We start from the raw sequence: 15,987 nt of genomic DNA, 5'->3' as shown, positions 1-15,987 counted from the left end.
ATAAAAATCTACCTCACCTTCATCACCCCACCCCCACTATAAGAATGATACTCCGCATTATACATGGCATCAGCACCAACGGGACCTAGCTGGAAAGTGCCGGGCGTAACGGCGCGGACCTGGTAGTAGAAATATTGCGGTTTGGGGCGGGCAGTGGTGTAAAGGTTAATACGGTCGTCGCGGATGTCGGTGTAGTCGGGTACGTCGGGTTTCTGGTCGTTCAGCCATTTAAACTCACGCTCGGTTAAGAGGCGCGGGTTCTCAATTTCGAAGCCGGCGGGCAGCAAATCCGTAATAGCTACGTTGGGTACGTTGCGGCCGTCGAGCGACTGCAATGCAATGCGCACGATAACCAAATCGTTTTGCTTCACGGTGTTGTTCTGGATTTCGCGGCCGTTGCGGTCGAAAAAGGTTTTGCGCACCTGCAGCAGGTTATCTTCGGGTTTATAACTGCCGCTCTGGCTAATGCCTTCTACTTCCCAGAAATAATACAGCGTGCCCTGGCCAGTGGTTTGAATATTTACGTTGCCGCTATTCAGTTTATTCGCCAGTGAGAAATCTTTGCCGGTGAACGAGCCAATAGCTTTGCCGTTCTGGGTAATTTTAGCCGAAATATTGCCCTGGCTGCGACGAGCCATTTTACCCAAAGCCATCAGGGCAAACGCGCGTTCCTGGGTGTTGTACCAGCGCGATGAGCGCAGTTCCTGCGATAAGTGCCGGGACAAAGTACCAATTTGAGCATTGTTCGGGTCAGCTTCTAGTAATCCGTTCAGGGCCAGGGCCATGTCGCGGGTGGCGGAGTAGAAGCTGCCTTCGAGGGCGCGCACCGAACTCTGACCGGTAAAGCTACGGGGCAGTATTTGGTTAAAGCTTTCGCGGCGACCGGTAAGCGCGTAGGTGCTGGCAAGCAAATAACGGGCATCCAGCGAGAGCAGCTCGGGTTTAGACTTGTAGTAGTTCATGGTGGCCCAGTCGGGTTTTTGGGCCAGGCCGAGCACGTAGAGCGAATAGGTATTTTCGTGGGCCGCAATAAATTTACTTTGCACCTGCCGGCTGGCATTGTAAAAACGGTATTCTTCCATGCCCTTGGTTTTTACTTTGCGTTGCAGGTACGTCAGGGCTTTATCCAGCACGGGTTTATTTACGGGGTAACCGGCTTTGCGGGCTTCGAGCAGGAAATGAGCCGCGTAAGCGCTCGTCCACCAGTCGGTATCGGTGCCGCCGGGCCAGTAAGTAAAGCCGCCGTCGTACTGCTGCATCGATTCTATTTTAATAATCGCTTCCTGCACCAAATAATTAGGGTTGTACGTGCGCGTATTCCGGTCCTGGCGCAGCGACTTAGCTAAATCGGAATAATATAAGAGCGGGAAAGCTTTGGAGGTGGTTTGCTCCAGGCAACCGTGCGGGTACTGCAGCAAATATGTAATATCATCGGTAAACTGGGCAATCGGCGAGTTACTCACCACCAGCCGCGACGCCGTGGAAGCCGGAATAAAATCGTGCGTGGGGCTAATGGCAGTACTGGCCGCACCCGCCAGCGAGCCGGCCCCGGTAATTTTGGTTAAAGGGGCAATGGGCCGCACGGTAATATCGGTTTGGCTGCTGAATTTTTCGCCGAGCGCATTTACCCCCACCGTTACCGCCGCTTGTCCAATACCCGCACTGGCGACGAGTTTATACACCACCTGCGCTTCGCTGTTGGCTTTGAGCGTAGCTGATTGGCCGGCCTCGCCCACTACCCGCAACGGACCGGTAACCGAAATATTACTGTTGGCGGTGGCCGGTTTGGCGGTAGTATTGCTCAGGGTTACCGGCACCAGCAAAGTATCTTTCGGACTGATAAACCGTGGCAGCGCGGTACTGATAACCACCGGGTCCGACACCCGCATGGTTTTTTCGGCGGAGCCAAAAGCATTTTCTTTGTACGCCACGGCCATGATGCGCAAAGCCCCAGAAAACTCCGGAACATTTACGTTTACCTTGGCTTCGCCGTCGCTGTCGGCTTTCAGGTGGCCGCTCCACAACGACACCAGTTTTACCCGTTTAGAAGTAAGCGGATTAATGCGTTTGGCCAAATCGAAACCATCGCCGCCAAAGCTGGATTTGCGGCCGGTAAGCTCCGGAAACAGGAAGGGGTACAAATCGTAGGCGTTTACTTCCAGGGCGCGTTTCTGGTAAAAATAGCCGTGCGGATCGGGCGTTACGTAATCTTTTAGTTGCAGAATACCTTCGTCTACCACGGCCAGCGTTACTTCGGCGCCGGGCGCGGTACGCACGCTTACCGGCTGCACCCGTTTGGACCGCGACACTTCGGGAGCCGTAATGGCTACGGCCAGTTGCGTACTTTTCTTCGTAACCGATAGCGGTACAAAGCCTCGGGCAATGGTAAGCGGTAAGGTGTTGTCTTTTATTTGTCGCAGCGCCGTGGCCGTAATGTACACGGTCGGCAAATATTCGTCTTTAATCGGTAACGTGAGCGAAGCGGCTTTTTTGTCGGTTTGCAGATAGTGGTAACTCAGGATACCATCGCGCTCTACGGTTACCAATATTTTGCCGGCAAAAGGAGCTTTAAACAATATTTTGGCTTCGTCGCCGACTTCGTACGCAGTTTTATCCAGCGAAATATCTACTTCGCCTTCGTTGTTTACTTCAAAAGAAGTGCTTTCGGTGTCGCCCCAGCCGTAAGCGTAGAAGCTTTGGGCCACGTAGTTAAAGGAGCCCGGCCGCAGCACCCGGATTTCGTATTCGCCGGAAGAAATTGGGGTAAAATTAAAGGTGGTGCCGGTGACTGGAATTTGTAAAGTCTTGCTGCTGATAATATTTTCTTTGCGTTGCGATTTGTAGCCGTACCGTTCCACGGACCGCTCAATCACCGATTCGTAGGTAAACCGCACCAGTTGCACTTGGGCCGTAGCGGCAATGGGTTTACCGTTCTGGTTTACGGCTAACAACGGAATACGCATGGCAGTCCGGGTACTCACGTATTCCTCGAAATTTTTAATGCCGTAAAAAGCGGCTTGCGTGCTCACCTCAAACTTGCTCAGGCGGTTTACCGGCCGGCCGGTTTCGTCGAAAACCGTGGTGTACAAAGAACCATCCAGCAGCCCAATATCCTGGTAGCCGGTGAGCGCAAACGTTTCCTGGCCTGTTCCCTGCTCATTTGTCTGGCCCTGGCGCACGCTGTTCTGAATATCCACGGAGCCCGCCGTAACAATATCAAAAGTATAATCGGGATAGCTTTTAGGAGAGAATACTTTCTTTTTCAGGCTGAGCTGCAGTTCGTAATTACGGCCAGCGGCGGGCGGACCAAATAAATTATAAGCGGTAAAATTCGCTACCAAACTATCCGGGGCTTTAAAAAGGGTTTTATTCAGATTGGGCGTTACTTTTAGGCGGTCGGGCATAAATTCTTCTACGCCAATTTTGCTACTGTTTAGCAGCACATCGTTGCCGGAATAAACTTCGAGGTTGTAAGTGCCGGTTACGGCTGCTGCGGGTAATTGAAACGTAAATTCGCAGGCGCCCTCAGCGTTTAGCTTGCCTTTGGCGCTCCGGTATTCTTTGCCGTTGGGCAGCAGCATTTTTATTTTAATGGGTAAACCGGCTACGGTTTTCAATTCCGGCGTCCGGATGACGGTATTTACGTGCACGGCATCGCCGGGGCGGTACAGGTTGCGGTCGCCGTAAATAAAAGCATCGTACGGAATATCGTTCAGGCGCTTGCCCCCTACTTCAAACCGCGAAGTATTTACCTGGGTCTGGCTGTAGGGCAAATACGTAAAATCCTGGCCCAGCCGGGCGGTAATCATGCCCATTTTAAAATCAGGAGCTGTTTTGTCGATGTCGGTAAAGCGGGCCACGCCGTCCTGGTCGGTGGTGGCTTTATGAATAACCTGGTTATTGGTGCTGATAAACCGGATTTCGACGCCCGGCTGCACGGTGGCCTCCCGGATAGAATTGGCAAATACCAGCACCTCGTTCCGGCCCTGTTTCGCAATTAAACCAATATCCGACACCGAAATAACTTTAGAATCGCCGAGCCATTTTTTATCGGTGCTGGTAACCGTAAGCACGTACAAGCCTTTAAAGTTGCTGTCGAAATCCAGGTCGTTCAGGTTTAAGTTCAGAAGTCGGGTGTTGCCTTGTTTCTGCAGGCTTTTGGTATCGTATTCCCGTTCAAAAATAGTATTGCCATTGGTTTCATCTACCGGGTAGTAGCTCCACTCGGTATATTCGTCAGCTTCTTCGTCGTAGTGGCCGTCGTACTGCTTGCCTTCGCGCAGTATCCGCAGAATATTGTTTTCGTACACTTTGCCAATGCTTACTTTCAGGCGCGGCACCTGCACCACGTTTAAAGCAATATTGCGGGCACCCTGGCTGCTCAGGTAAATGCTTTTGCTGTTTACAAAACTAATGCCCGGCCGCAGCGAAGCGAACGAAACCACGTGCGAATAATCTTTGCCCAGTTTAGCCCCGGCCAGGCCCGTCAGGTTTTTAGAAATGGTGAGCTCGTAGGTATTTTCCTGCGGAATATTCCCTTTTATTACAAAACCACCTTCCTGCTCGGCCACGCTAAAACTTACCCGGGGTTGTATTTTTATCAGGTCGTGCAAATTTTCCATGCGCACGGGTTGGCTGGTGGCTACAAATATCTGCTCCTGGCCGTTTTCTAAACCGGTGGTTATTTCGGATATCTGTAAATATTGCCGGCTGGGTAATAGTACTTCCTGCTCCAGGGGTTGTTTGGTTTGGTAGGCGCTGCCCGGCATGGTTAGCCCGGGGGCAATTTTAATTCGCAGCGGCACGGCTTCGCCGTTTATGCCTTCCAGGCTTTTTAGTTTAACCGATAGCTCTTTGGCGTTACCGGTTACCAGTTCTACGGGTATTTCGTTTTGACCCTGGTATACGTGTAAATATTCCCGCAGGGCGGTAAAAACCACCGGGTAGTTAAATTCCAGCCCTACCCGCGCTTCCAGGTCGTCGGTGCTGTTGTCGCTCTGGGCCCAGAAAGCCTTGGCAGTCGCTAAGTTCAGGTACGGCGTATGAAACCGAATTACCCCGTCGGCCGGCATTTTGTATTTTTTTTCGCTGTGCCGCAGCAGTTCCGGCAGTAACTCCACCTGAAAATCGGTGCTGGGCGCAAACGGTTGCAACGGCGAGAATACCAGTTCGTTGGGGGCGGTCCATTTAAAGCGGCCTTTTACCGCGGGGGTAAAGTTCAGGTAATTTACGGTATCCCACTTTTGTAATTGCGCTGTCGGCACCAGGGCTTTATCGAAGGTAAATACCAGGTTCTGCTCTTGGGCTATTTCTTGTTCAAAGTTGGTGCGCTCTACTTGCAGCTCGTTGCTTTTGCTCCGGCAGCTACCAAAAAAACAGGCTAATACCAAGGCCCAGGCTACCAGCGCCAGGACAGAAGAAAATCTTTTCGGGAGATGCATAAAGTTAGGAGGAGAAGTAAAAAAGCCGGTTTTGCTGTTTTAAATGTAGGAAAATTCCGAAATTATAACGGCCAGTAGCTATACTTTATTTTTGCTATGTTTTTAGGTAAGCTGGTTCAGTCCGATGATGCGAAAGTTTTAACCACCAGCGGTTAAGGTTGTCTAAAATTATTTGGCCAAGGAATAAGATAAATGGTATTAAACCGAATCTTTAAAAAATAAAATCTTGTTCGAAATGGCGTAACTCTTGTTTTTATTTTTTGTAAACCTTAGCTAAACAAAGTTTTCGGATATTCGCAGACTTAAAATAAATATTATGGCTTGGATTTTATTGGTTATTGGGGGTTTGTTTGAAGTGGCTTTTGCTTCTTGCTTAGGCAAAGCCAAAGAAACTACGGGCAACGAGGCCCTTATGTGGTATGCGGGCTTTGTTATTACGCTTAGCTGTAGTATGGGCTTACTCATTAAAGCCACGCAAACTTTGCCCATTGGCACGGCTTATGCCGTCTGGACCGGAATTGGCGCGGTGGGTACGGTACTGGTAGGAATATTCTTTTTCAAAGACCCGGCTACTTTTTGGCGTCTTTTTTTTATCACCACACTCATCGGTTCTATTATCGGATTAAAAGCGGTATCGCATTAACCGGGGTCGTTTCTGTTCTTTGGCCAAAGCAGCCGCCCCGGAGATTAAGCTTAAAAATTGAAGATAAACCCGTTTTAAATTTTAGTAGTTGCAATTTGAAATATCAGTAGTTTTATAAAATGTATAATTGGCTGAAAATATTGTTGGTGAATAAGTTTAGAAGTGTACATTGATTCGCCCAATTATCAGAAATTAATATTTTACGGCCTGCTGGTTAGGTATTAGCCTAATTTAATTTTAAAATAAATGCTTATACCTGCTTTCAGAAATTTTACATTTTAGAACACAATGGCCATTTAAAGAAACGGTATACCCGGGCCAAGATAATAGAATTATTAGCTTTGCAAATAGCGCAATTAGGAGAAGAAAAGAAAACGGCCATTTTGCTTAAACGGACTAATATTAATACAGTGCGGTTGGTAAAGAATCTGATTGAAAACAATCTGAACAAAGCTTTGCCCTCTCAACCTTAGCTAAAGCGGTTGTTACCAACCAACAATACCTGCGAAAGCATTTTAAACTAGTTTTTGGCTGCACGGTTTTTAACTATATACTGGGCCGCCGGATGGAAAAAGCAAAAGAAATGCTTTTAACCAGCGAACATAAAATAGCCGAAGTTGCCGAACAGACCGGTTATAAACATGCTACCCATTTTACCAGCGCTTTTAAAAAGTATTTTGGTTTTTTACCGCACCAGGTAAGGGCTGGGGCCTATTTTATACTATCAGAATTTAACTGTTTCGAGCCTTTATTTATAGGGATGTAGCCGCCCGAAAGAATATTCTGCCGGTTATAGCTAAGTAAATTTCGGTGCCTGCTGGTAGGCCTATGTATTAAAGAAAAACTTTTAGTCGCTGTAAAATTTTCCAGCAGGGCTATTGTTGTATTGGTTGGCCTACTATATTTGCATATTATTTAAAATTAGTCTAAATAAAAGAAGGTGCTTGGTAGCAATACCTGTACTCATGAGCAAAGCACCTGACCAAGTGTACTTATATAGCTGAAAGAGAAAATAATAAATCGCAACTATAAATAAATAACTACCCGGTTATGAAAAAAATACTCTTAATACCCATGCTGCTGGCCGCTTTTATGGGGCAGGCGCAACAAAGCAATACGCTGTTAACGCCCGATTTCTGGAAAACCACCCCGGATGTAGCCACTGTTAAAGCCGAAATTGCCAAAGGCAACAGCCCGTCTCAGTTTAATCCGGCTACTTTTGACCCGGCCGTTTTAGCCATTAACAACGATGCACCCACAGCCACGGTTAAATATTTAATAGAGCAGCCCGGTAACAGCGTAAAAAAACTAACCCACGATGGCCGCATTTACCTGCATTGGGCCGCCAGCAAAGGGAATTTAGAATTAGTGCAATATTTATTGGCGAAAGGCTCCGACACCAACGTAGAAGATACGCACGGCAGCACGCCCATTGTGTTTGCCGCCAATGCCGGTCAGGCCAATACCGCTATTTACGATGCGTTTTTTAAAGCGGGGGTAGACGTAAAGAAAAAATATACCGATGGCGCTAATTTATTGCTCCTGGCTATTGCCAACGACAAAGATTTAAAACTTACCGAATATTTTATTTCCAAAGGCTTATCCCTGAAAGATGTGGATGCGAACGGCAACACCGCTTTTAACTATGCGGCAAAATCGGCGGGGGTAGCGCAGTTAAAAACGCTGACCCAAAAAGGTGTAAAATATAACGACCAGGCGCTGTTGTTTGCTGCGCAGGGGAGCCGCCGGGGTGCCAACACCTTGGATGTATTTCAATATTTAACCGACGAGTTAAAGTTAAAACCAACCGTTACCGATAAAAACGGCGAAAACGTATTGCATGCGCTGGCCCGTCGGCCCAACCAAACCGAAACCGTAAAGTATTTCCTGGGCAAAGGTGTAGATGTAAACAAAGCCGATAACGAAGGTAACACCGCTTTTATGTACGCGGCCGCCGCTAAAGATGCGGCGTTAGTAGAATTATTATTGCCGAAAGTAAAAAATATTAACGCGGTAAATGGTAAAGGCGAATCGGCGCTAATGGCGGCGGTAAAAACCAGCTCCCCGGAAGTAGTTTCGTTACTGTTGAAAAACGGGGCTGATGTAAATATTAAAGACAAAGACGGCAATAACCTGGCCTATGCTTTGGTACAGGCCTACAACCCGCAAGCCGGCCGGGGACCGGGCAGCCCAACTGCTTCTATTGCCGGCGGTGCCGCTAATTCACAACCCGATGAATTTGGCGCTAAAATAAAATTATTACAAGAAAAAGGATTAAACCTGGCCGCACCGCAAAAAGATGGCAGCACCTTGTACCACGTGGCCGTTACCAAAAATAATATTGGGTTATTAAAGCGCCTGGAGCCGCTTAAAATTGATGTAAATGCCAAAAATAAAGAAGGTGTTACGGCGTTGCATAAAGCAGCTATGCTCTCAAAAGACGATGCCGTGCTGAAATATTTACTCTCGATTGGCGCGAAAAAAGAATTAACCACCGGCTTCGACGAAACCGCTTATGCTTTGGCCAAAGAAAATGAGCTGTTAACCAAAAACAATATTTCCCTCGATTTTTTAAAGTAATAAAATGAAGTTTATTTATAAGTTATGCTTAGTAGGCTTGGTTTTTAGCCTGTTTTCGTTCAATGCTTCGGCCCAAACTACTAAGTACAAATGCTTGCTCCAAATGTCTAACTACATCGGCGAAGAAGCTTACATTGTGGTATCGCTGATAAACCCGAAAGGCGAATACGAGAAAACGCTTTACGTAATGGGGCCCGATAAAAAGTGGTACAAGACCTTAAAAGAGTGGCATAAATTTAATACAAAGAAACCGGCAAATATCAGCGCCATTACCGGGGCGTCAGTAGCCGGCGGCGACCGGAGCGTGACGGTTTTTGAAATTGAAAACGCCAAAATCAACGCTAATTATAAACTGCGTTTCGAAACCGCCGTGGAAGACAAAGAATATTACGTAAAAGACCTCGAAATTCCGCTTACTACGGCCAGCCTGGCGGCCAAAAACGATGGTACCGGTTTTATCCGTTACGTCCGTTTCAGCGCAAACTGATTTAACTTCATTTATGACGATTTCCATCTGGAGATACAGCCATTTAGCCCTGGCTGTATCTTCTTTTCTTTTACTGTTAGTTGCATCCATTACGGGCGTTATTCTGGCTTTTGAACCGGTTTCGCAAAAACTACAACCGTATAAAACCAGTGGCTTTGAGCAGGTTTCTTTAAGCCAAACGCTGCCGATGCTGCGGCAAAAATATCCGGGCATCAGCGAACTAACCGTCGATAAAAATCAATTTGTTATTATTAAAGGCAGCGATGCTGACGGCGAAAACCTGGAAGCCTACATCGACCCCAAAACCGGTAAAATAGTAGGCACACCCGAAAAACAAAGCGAATTCTTTTTGTGGGTTACCGATTTGCACCGCTCGCTTTTTATTCATGAAACCGGTCGTTTTTTTATTGGCCTCACCGCCTTTTTATTACTGCTGATTGCCGTTTCCGGCACCATGCTCATTATTCAGCGGCAGCGCGGCCTGAAGCGCTTTTTCACTCGCATTGTAAAAGAAAGTTCCGCCCAATATTACCACGTAGTTTTAGGCCGCTTATCGTTAATTCCCATCATCATTATTGCCGGCACCGGCACCTATCTTTCCTTAGTTCGGTTTGAGGTAATTCCCCCGGAAAAAGTTGCCACCGAAGTCGATTTTGACGCCATTAAAGCCGCCCCGCAGAAAGCGCCCGCCGATTTTGCTATTTTTAAAAACACGCCCCTCAGCGAAGTGCAAAGCGTAGAATTTCCTTTTTCGGAAGACGTTGAGGATTATTATACGCTTAAATTAAAAGACCGCGAAGTAGCCGTAAACCAGATAACCGGCGATATTTTAAGCGAAGCCAAATACCCCACCGCCCAGCTGCTAACCGAATTAAGCCTTGATTTACACACCGGCCGCACCAATATTATCTGGGCGCTAATTTTAGCTGTAGCTTCGGGCAATATTTTATTCTTTATTTATTCCGGATTTAAAATAACTTTTAAGCGTCGCGCAAAAAATATTAAAAATATCTATGCTTCGGATGAGAGCCGGTTTATTATTTTAGTTGGCTCCGAAAACGGCAATACGTTCCGTTTTGCGCGCGCCATTCAGCAACAATTAATCAAGCAAGGCCAGAAACCGTTTATCGCGGAACTGAATAATTATACCGTTTATCCGCAGGCCGAACATCTCATTATACTAACCGCCACTTACGGCCTCGGCGACCCGCCCACCAATGCCAAACAGTTTGCCAAATTAGTGCAAACTACGTCGCAAGCGCAAAATATTAATTATTCGGTTATTGGGTTTGGCTCACATAAATATGCCGATTTTTGTAAGTATGCGTTTGAAGTAAACCAGTTGCTTACGCACCAAGCCTGGGCTACGCCGCTGCTGGATATTCATACGATAAATGACCGCTCGCCGGAAGAATTTAGTTTGTGGGCCGAAGCTTGGTCGCAGCAAGCGGGTATTTCCCTGGCTGTATTACCGGAACTGAATAAAAACCAGCCCAAACGCTTCGAAACACTTACGGTTACGGCCAACACTAGCTCCCAAAATAACGAAGGCACGTTTTTAATCCGGTTACAGCCAAAGAAAAAGTTAAAAGTAACTTCCGGTGATTTATTAGCGATTTATCCGGCCAATGACCACCGCGAACGGCTTTATTCTATTGGTTTGGTGCAGCAGGAGTTACAGGTAAGTGTCCGGCTTTTACCCGATGGCTTAGGTTCCGGTTTTCTGCACCGTTTAAAATCCGGCGATACTATTCCGGCCCGCATCATTAAAAACGACCATTTCCATTTTCCGAAAAAAGCGCCGGCGGTGCTCATGATTGCGAATGGCACTGGCATTGGCCCATTCCTGGGTATGATTTGCCAAAACAGCCAGCAAACGCCCATTCACTTATACGGCGGCTTCCGCGATAGCGCCTCGTACTGTTTATACCAATCTTTTTTAGAAGTAAATAAAACTACCGGAAAGCTGACGCAACTGCACGTAGCCTATTCCCGGGAAGGCGAGAAGCAGTACGTTTGTGATTTAATCAGCCGGGATGCCGATGTAGTAGCCAATATTTTAGCCACTGGGGGCGTGATTATGATATGCGGCTCGCTTGCCATGCAGAAAGACGTAACGGCTATCCTGGAAAATATCTGCGAAAGGAAACTAAACCAAAATATTAGCTATTACCAATCGCGCAGCCAATTATTAACGGATTGTTATTAAGGCGTAATTAGAGTTTAGTAATTAGTTATTAGACACTAGACTTTATATTTATTTATTTTATATCCATCTCTTTCTTTTGCTATCGCGAGCGTCCACGCTCGTGGTTTTTATGGCGCAGGCCTCCGGCCTGAATAATACCAAATAATAAAAAGTGTTTTTTATAACGTAAACCCGCCAGGTTTTGAAACCTGGCGGGTTTGTGCTTTCATCAAAATATCTATGGAAGGGAATAAATACTATTTGGTATAATAGATAATTGCTATAAGTTTAAATTAATATTTACAACGGCCAGAGGCCGGATGATAGTCGTCACGAGCGAAGACGCTCGCGACAGTAAATGGAATCAATTCATTTCCCTGGCCTGTGCCCCTCACAGGCAAAAAGAATAGCCTGCATATGGTTGGGCAAATTTTATTATTCTTCTTGAAATTGGTCTGTCAGGGGACAGACCAAGGGAGGTATAACTTATGCTTTGCTTTGGGCTTTATTAATTAATTCAGCTGATAATCAGCAATATTTAAATTAGGCGAAGAAAGAATTTGCCCGTCGTCGGTAATAAGGATGGCGCTATATTCCGGATATTTCTTCAATAATTTCAGGCCTTTTTTCTTGCCTAATACCATTATGGAGGTGCTAAAGCCATTGGCGGTTTCGGCGCTGGGGCCAAATACGGTTACGCTGGTTAAGCCCGTGGCCGGGTAGCCGGTAGCCGGATTAATAATATGGGCATAGCGCTTGCCGTTAAACTCCACGTACTTTTCGTAACTGCCGGAGGTTACTACAGCGCTTTGCTTTAGCGGAATAATGGCCAATATCGTATCGCGTTGCATCGGGTTAGTAATGCCAATGGCCCAGGCGCTGCCGTTGGGTTGTTTGCCCCAGGTACTCATATCGCCGGAACCATTTACAATACCCGCCTGAATGCCTTTGGCCAGCATCATCTCGCGGCAGCGGTCAGCGGCGTAGCCCTCGCCCAAGGCCCCGAACCCAATCTTCATGCCTTTCTTTTTGAGGAAGATGGTAGAATTTTTCCGGTTCAGCTTAATATTTTTATAGCCTACGTTTCGAATCGATTTTTTAATGGCTTCCCGGCTGGGCATTTCCGTCATCGAACCATCAAATTTCCAAATGCGGTCCATGGCGGCAAAACTAATATCAAAAGCGCCTTTGGTAATTTTAGAGAAATGCAGCGCCCGCTCCGTCAGGGCAAATACTTCCGGGTCTACTTTAACCGGCGCAATTCCGGCATTTTTATTTACCTGGCCAATTTGGGTATAATCCCGCCAGTCCGAAATTAAATTTTCGATGCGCGTTACTTCGGCAATAACCAAATCAATATTTTTCTCTGCGGTTAAGGAATCTTGGGCCACCAAGGTAATATCGAAGCGGCTACCCATTAATTTTACCGTTCTTTTCCGCAATACCTGGGCCTGGCTGCTGAAACTGAATAAAATAAGCAGCAGAACTAAAACCTGTTTCATGTGGCAAAATTCGGTAAAATTGCCGGATTGCCGGCAGAAAATATTGCTTTAAAACTGGTTTTCAGAAGAGGTTATATGTAAGGGAAGAGTGGTTAGATTAGGACTACTGCTATCAAGTTTGCCTTTAGAAATTGAAGACTATTCAAATTACATGAAATAGCTAATCCGAATGCTATTCTGAATTAGAGGATTACGATAGGATAACTACTGATGGCGTAATTGTTATTTGGTAATTGTACAAATAAAAAAGCGTAGACTGCTTCTGCAATCTACGCTCTATTTAGGTAGCGGGAACAGGACTCGAACCTGTGACCTTTGGGTTATGAGCCCAACGAGCTACCAACTGCTCCATCCCGCACTGTTTGGTAATACAAAAGTAAGAAAGTATTTGGTATTCGCAAAGCCTAAGCCTAAATAAATCTATAAAAAATATTAATATACTCATTATAAGTAGATTAAAATTATTCTTTTCTGCAAATAATAGCCAGTCTCAATTAAAACCGGCTTACAATTCCGAAATGAACTTTAGAATGGTTCAGGCTAATGGGTTGTTTTATTTCTTTGGAGCGGCCCACCGAATACACAAACTGGAATATACCGGCGCCGGTGCTAAAGCTAATGCCACCGCCTAAACCAAAAGGATATTGCTGCGTTCGGTTACCGGCTACATCGCGGCGGTAGTAACCCTGGTCGTAGAAAAGAAGCAGGTACGAATCGGGCGCCGGGTAAAAACGGTACTCCAGGGTAGCTATGGCGTAAGTAGACGCATAAAACGAAAAGTCGGTAAAGCCCCGGATAGAGGTAAGCCCCCCCAGCCGGAACAGGTCGTTCAGGTAAAGTTTGCGGTTCAGCAGGGCTTCGCCTTTCAAGCGGCTCAGCAGTACGCTGCCGCGGCTAAGCTTTAAATAATGTTCGGCGCGCCAGGCCCCGGTAAGCTGGGTGCTTTTTAGCGAGATGGTATCGTAATAAGCTTCTTCAAAGGCGTTGTTCCGCAGAATGGTTTTATTGCCCACCGCTACCTGGGCTTCAGCTAAGTACCCTTGCCGCGGAAAATAAAGATCATCGAGGGTATTGCGCAAGTAACTAAAACCGTAGGCATTGTATTTTACATCGGCGAGTTGCAAAGTATCGGGCAGGTTACGGATGCCGCCCGCCGAGAGCAACAGCCGGGAACTGCGTTGCTGGGTAAAAAAGCTTACCCGGCTGCCCTGCAGCGTATAGTACGACAACTCTAAACGGGGGCGCATGGTTATAAACGTAGAATCTTGCTTATGCAGGTTAAAACTGGCACTTAGCTCAAACGGCGAGCCCAGAATATTGGGATGTACGTAGTTGGCATCGAGTAACTGCGAGCCTCTTTCTACTTTACGCCACTGCAAACCTAATTGCTTGCCGCTGCCTTTTAGGTTGCGCAGGTTAAGGGTAACCTCCCCATTAATCAAAAATTTGCGATCCGGGCGGTTGGGGTCGGGCAGAAAGCCCACAATACCATCTAGTTGGTTGGCTTTTTTATCGTTCAGGAATAAGATTAAACTGGCTTTGTTTTCGACGAAACGCACCATGGGTGGGCGCACCATTTCCAGGTAAGGTAACTGTCGCAATAATTGGGGTACGCGGGTTACTTTTTGGTGGCTGTAAGGCTGCCCCGCGTAAAGCTGTAAATATTTAGTTAAAAAGCGTCTGGTTGTGCGGGTGTCGCCTTCCAGTTGCAGCGTATCGAATACCATTAAGCGGCCTTTATCCAGCACCACCACACCTTCAATCTGGTTGCCGTTTATTTGCAAAGAATCGAGGTAAATACGGGCAAACGGGTAGCCGCTTGTTTCGGCCAGGGTAAGTACTTCTTCCTGCAGACGAACCCATTCCTGGGGCAGAAATGGTACATTGCGGTAAAGTTTATCTTTATAGCCGGCCCGGGCCAGCAAATCATCGCCCAGGTTGCCGTTGCGCAATTGCGCCCACCGGTAACGTTCGCCCACAAAATACTGCACATACAAGGTATCGCGACGAAAATAAAAACTATCGGCCGAGGCCGTTAAATAAGCATCGTTTTGCAATTGCAGGGTAAGGCTTTTTAGTTCCTGTCTGGCTGCTACCGAATCGGGCAATAGTTTTTTGTAGGTATATTTTCGTAGTACGGCCTGGTCGGTTTCGTTGGCTTGTAAAACTAGGTGCACCGGCTTGGTTAGCTTTGTTTTGGCAGGGGCAGATTGGGCTGGTGCCGGTGTCTGTGCCCAGGCATACCCCAGCCAAAACAGCATTAGCGTAAATAATAAAAGAGCCCTACCGCACTGCATGCACCAAATAATAAATAACCTAAATTAATTGAGGGTATTACGGGTATACTAGGTAACCTGACAAATTTAGTTTAAATGATTTAATTTAACTTCATTTAGAATATTTAAGCGAAGACCGGTGCAGACCAAGGGCGAGGCTGCTGAGGTAAAATACGGGTAGGCTAAACAACAATAGCTTATTTAAAATAACTGAATACATTACCTATAATCGGGTTGTTGTCTATCAAACAAATTTACTTATTGGATGGGCGGTAGTAACGCTGCCAAGGGCAGATAATTATCTTCTAAAATCCTAAGCAAGTACGCTGCTGTTCAGCATAATGAATGTGCTAACGGCAACGCATCCGAAAAGGGGAACTTGAATATTTGCGTTTTACCTTTACATAGAAATAAAAAAGGCGGGATTTCCCGCCTTTTTTATTATTTAATGGCAATTTGCTTAGCTGGCTTCACCTTGGCTTCTTCAGCTTTTGGTACGGTTATATACAAGATACCATCGCTGTATTTAGCCGAGATATCATCGCCTTTTACCAGTCTTTCGGGCAAACTAAAGCTGCGGTTAAAAGACTGGTAACTAAATTCGCGGCGGGCATAGTTGCCCTTTTCGTCGTTTTCTTCGTGTTTGTTTTCTTTCTGAGCCGAAATCAGGAGCATGTTATCATCTAACGCTACTTTAAAGTCTTCTTTGCTCATGCCAGGGGCGGCTACTTCCAGCTCAAAAGCCTCGTTTGTTTCTTTAATATTTACCGCTGGTACCCAGTCATTGCTGTTATTATGATTTAGCGGCCAGTTAAACCAATCCCTTGTTAGCATATCATCAAAAAAAGAAGGGATGGTCGGAAATAAGTT

Annotated in this window: 8 protein-coding genes, 1 tRNA gene and 1 pseudogene; 5 read left to right on the top strand and 5 right to left on the bottom strand. The window is 46.5% G+C overall.

Annotated features, from left to right (window positions below; translation table 11 throughout):
• Positions 1-8: 8 nt before the first annotated feature.
• Positions 9-5,441, bottom strand: a complete 5,433-nt coding sequence (locus ACO1R6_RS03120; RefSeq protein ID WP_486262099.1) for an alpha-2-macroglobulin family protein — start codon at positions 5,439-5,441, stop codon at positions 9-11.
• Between the two features lie 316 nt (positions 5,442-5,757).
• Between ACO1R6_RS03120 and ACO1R6_RS03115 the strand changes: the two genes are divergently transcribed.
• The 5 genes and pseudogenes from ACO1R6_RS03115 to ACO1R6_RS03095 all read left to right on the top strand — a co-directional run bounded on the left by ACO1R6_RS03115 (position 5,758) and on the right by ACO1R6_RS03095 (position 11,360).
• The gene (locus ACO1R6_RS03115) at positions 5,758-6,084 is read left to right on the top strand and encodes a DMT family transporter (RefSeq protein WP_486262097.1); all 327 of its coding nucleotides are present in this window, start codon (positions 5,758-5,760) and stop codon (positions 6,082-6,084) included.
• A 481-nt stretch (positions 6,085-6,565) separates the two neighbouring features.
• Positions 6,566-6,850, top strand: a pseudogene (locus ACO1R6_RS03110) (helix-turn-helix transcriptional regulator); the annotation flags it as partial.
• A gap of 284 nt (positions 6,851-7,134) precedes the next feature.
• Entirely contained in the window at positions 7,135-8,664 is a 1,530-nt protein-coding gene (locus ACO1R6_RS03105) for an ankyrin repeat domain-containing protein (RefSeq protein ID WP_486262095.1), read from the top strand.
• Between the two features lie 4 nt (positions 8,665-8,668).
• Positions 8,669-9,151 carry a DUF2271 domain-containing protein gene (locus ACO1R6_RS03100; RefSeq protein WP_486262094.1) on the top strand — a complete coding sequence of 161 codons (483 nt, stop codon included), beginning with the start codon at positions 8,669-8,671 and terminating at the stop codon, positions 9,149-9,151.
• Positions 9,152-9,164: 13 nt separating this feature from the next.
• Positions 9,165-11,360 (top strand): PepSY domain-containing protein, encoded by a 2,196-nt coding sequence (locus tag ACO1R6_RS03095; protein ID WP_486262092.1) that lies wholly within the window; start codon positions 9,165-9,167, stop codon positions 11,358-11,360.
• A gap of 491 nt (positions 11,361-11,851) precedes the next feature.
• Here the strand turns inward: ACO1R6_RS03095 and ACO1R6_RS03090 are convergent, their stop codons facing one another.
• The 4 genes from ACO1R6_RS03090 to ACO1R6_RS03075 all read right to left on the bottom strand — a co-directional run.
• Positions 11,852-12,841: an FAD:protein FMN transferase gene (locus tag ACO1R6_RS03090; protein WP_486262091.1), complete on the bottom strand. Its 990-nt coding sequence runs from the start codon at positions 12,839-12,841 to the stop codon at positions 11,852-11,854.
• A 285-nt stretch (positions 12,842-13,126) separates the two neighbouring features.
• Positions 13,127-13,199: transfer RNA gene (locus ACO1R6_RS03085), tRNA-Met, on the bottom strand.
• Between the two features lie 136 nt (positions 13,200-13,335).
• Positions 13,336-15,102 (bottom strand): BamA/TamA family outer membrane protein, encoded by a 1,767-nt coding sequence (locus ACO1R6_RS03080; RefSeq protein WP_486262089.1) that lies wholly within the window; start codon positions 15,100-15,102, stop codon positions 13,336-13,338.
• 456 nt (positions 15,103-15,558) lie between these two features.
• Positions 15,559-15,987, bottom strand: a 429-nt coding sequence (locus tag ACO1R6_RS03075) for an Hsp20/alpha crystallin family protein (RefSeq protein ID WP_486262087.1), incomplete at its 5' end; no start/stop codon positions are given.

It is taken from the genome of Adhaeribacter sp. (genome assembly GCF_057359045.1).
Note: the sequence above shows the minus strand (reverse complement) of the source record. Positions and strands in the feature narration are given on the sequence as shown.

Excerpts from the sequence above, each read along its gene's own strand:
- ACO1R6_RS03115 (WP_486262097.1), top strand. The coding sequence starts at position 5,758 with ATGGCTTGGATTTTATTGGTTATTGGGGGTTTGTTTGAAGTGGCTTTT.
- ACO1R6_RS03100 (WP_486262094.1), top strand. The coding sequence starts at position 8,669 with ATGAAGTTTATTTATAAGTTATGCTTAGTAGGCTTGGTTTTTAGCCTG.
- ACO1R6_RS03080 (WP_486262089.1), bottom strand. The coding sequence starts at position 15,102 with ATGCTGTTTTGGCTGGGGTATGCCTGGGCACAGACACCGGCACCAGCC.
- ACO1R6_RS03105 (WP_486262095.1), top strand. The coding sequence starts at position 7,135 with ATGAAAAAAATACTCTTAATACCCATGCTGCTGGCCGCTTTTATGGGG.
- ACO1R6_RS03095 (WP_486262092.1), top strand. The coding sequence starts at position 9,165 with ATGACGATTTCCATCTGGAGATACAGCCATTTAGCCCTGGCTGTATCT.
- ACO1R6_RS03090 (WP_486262091.1), bottom strand. The coding sequence starts at position 12,841 with ATGAAACAGGTTTTAGTTCTGCTGCTTATTTTATTCAGTTTCAGCAGC.
- ACO1R6_RS03120 (WP_486262099.1), bottom strand. The coding sequence starts at position 5,441 with ATGCATCTCCCGAAAAGATTTTCTTCTGTCCTGGCGCTGGTAGCCTGG.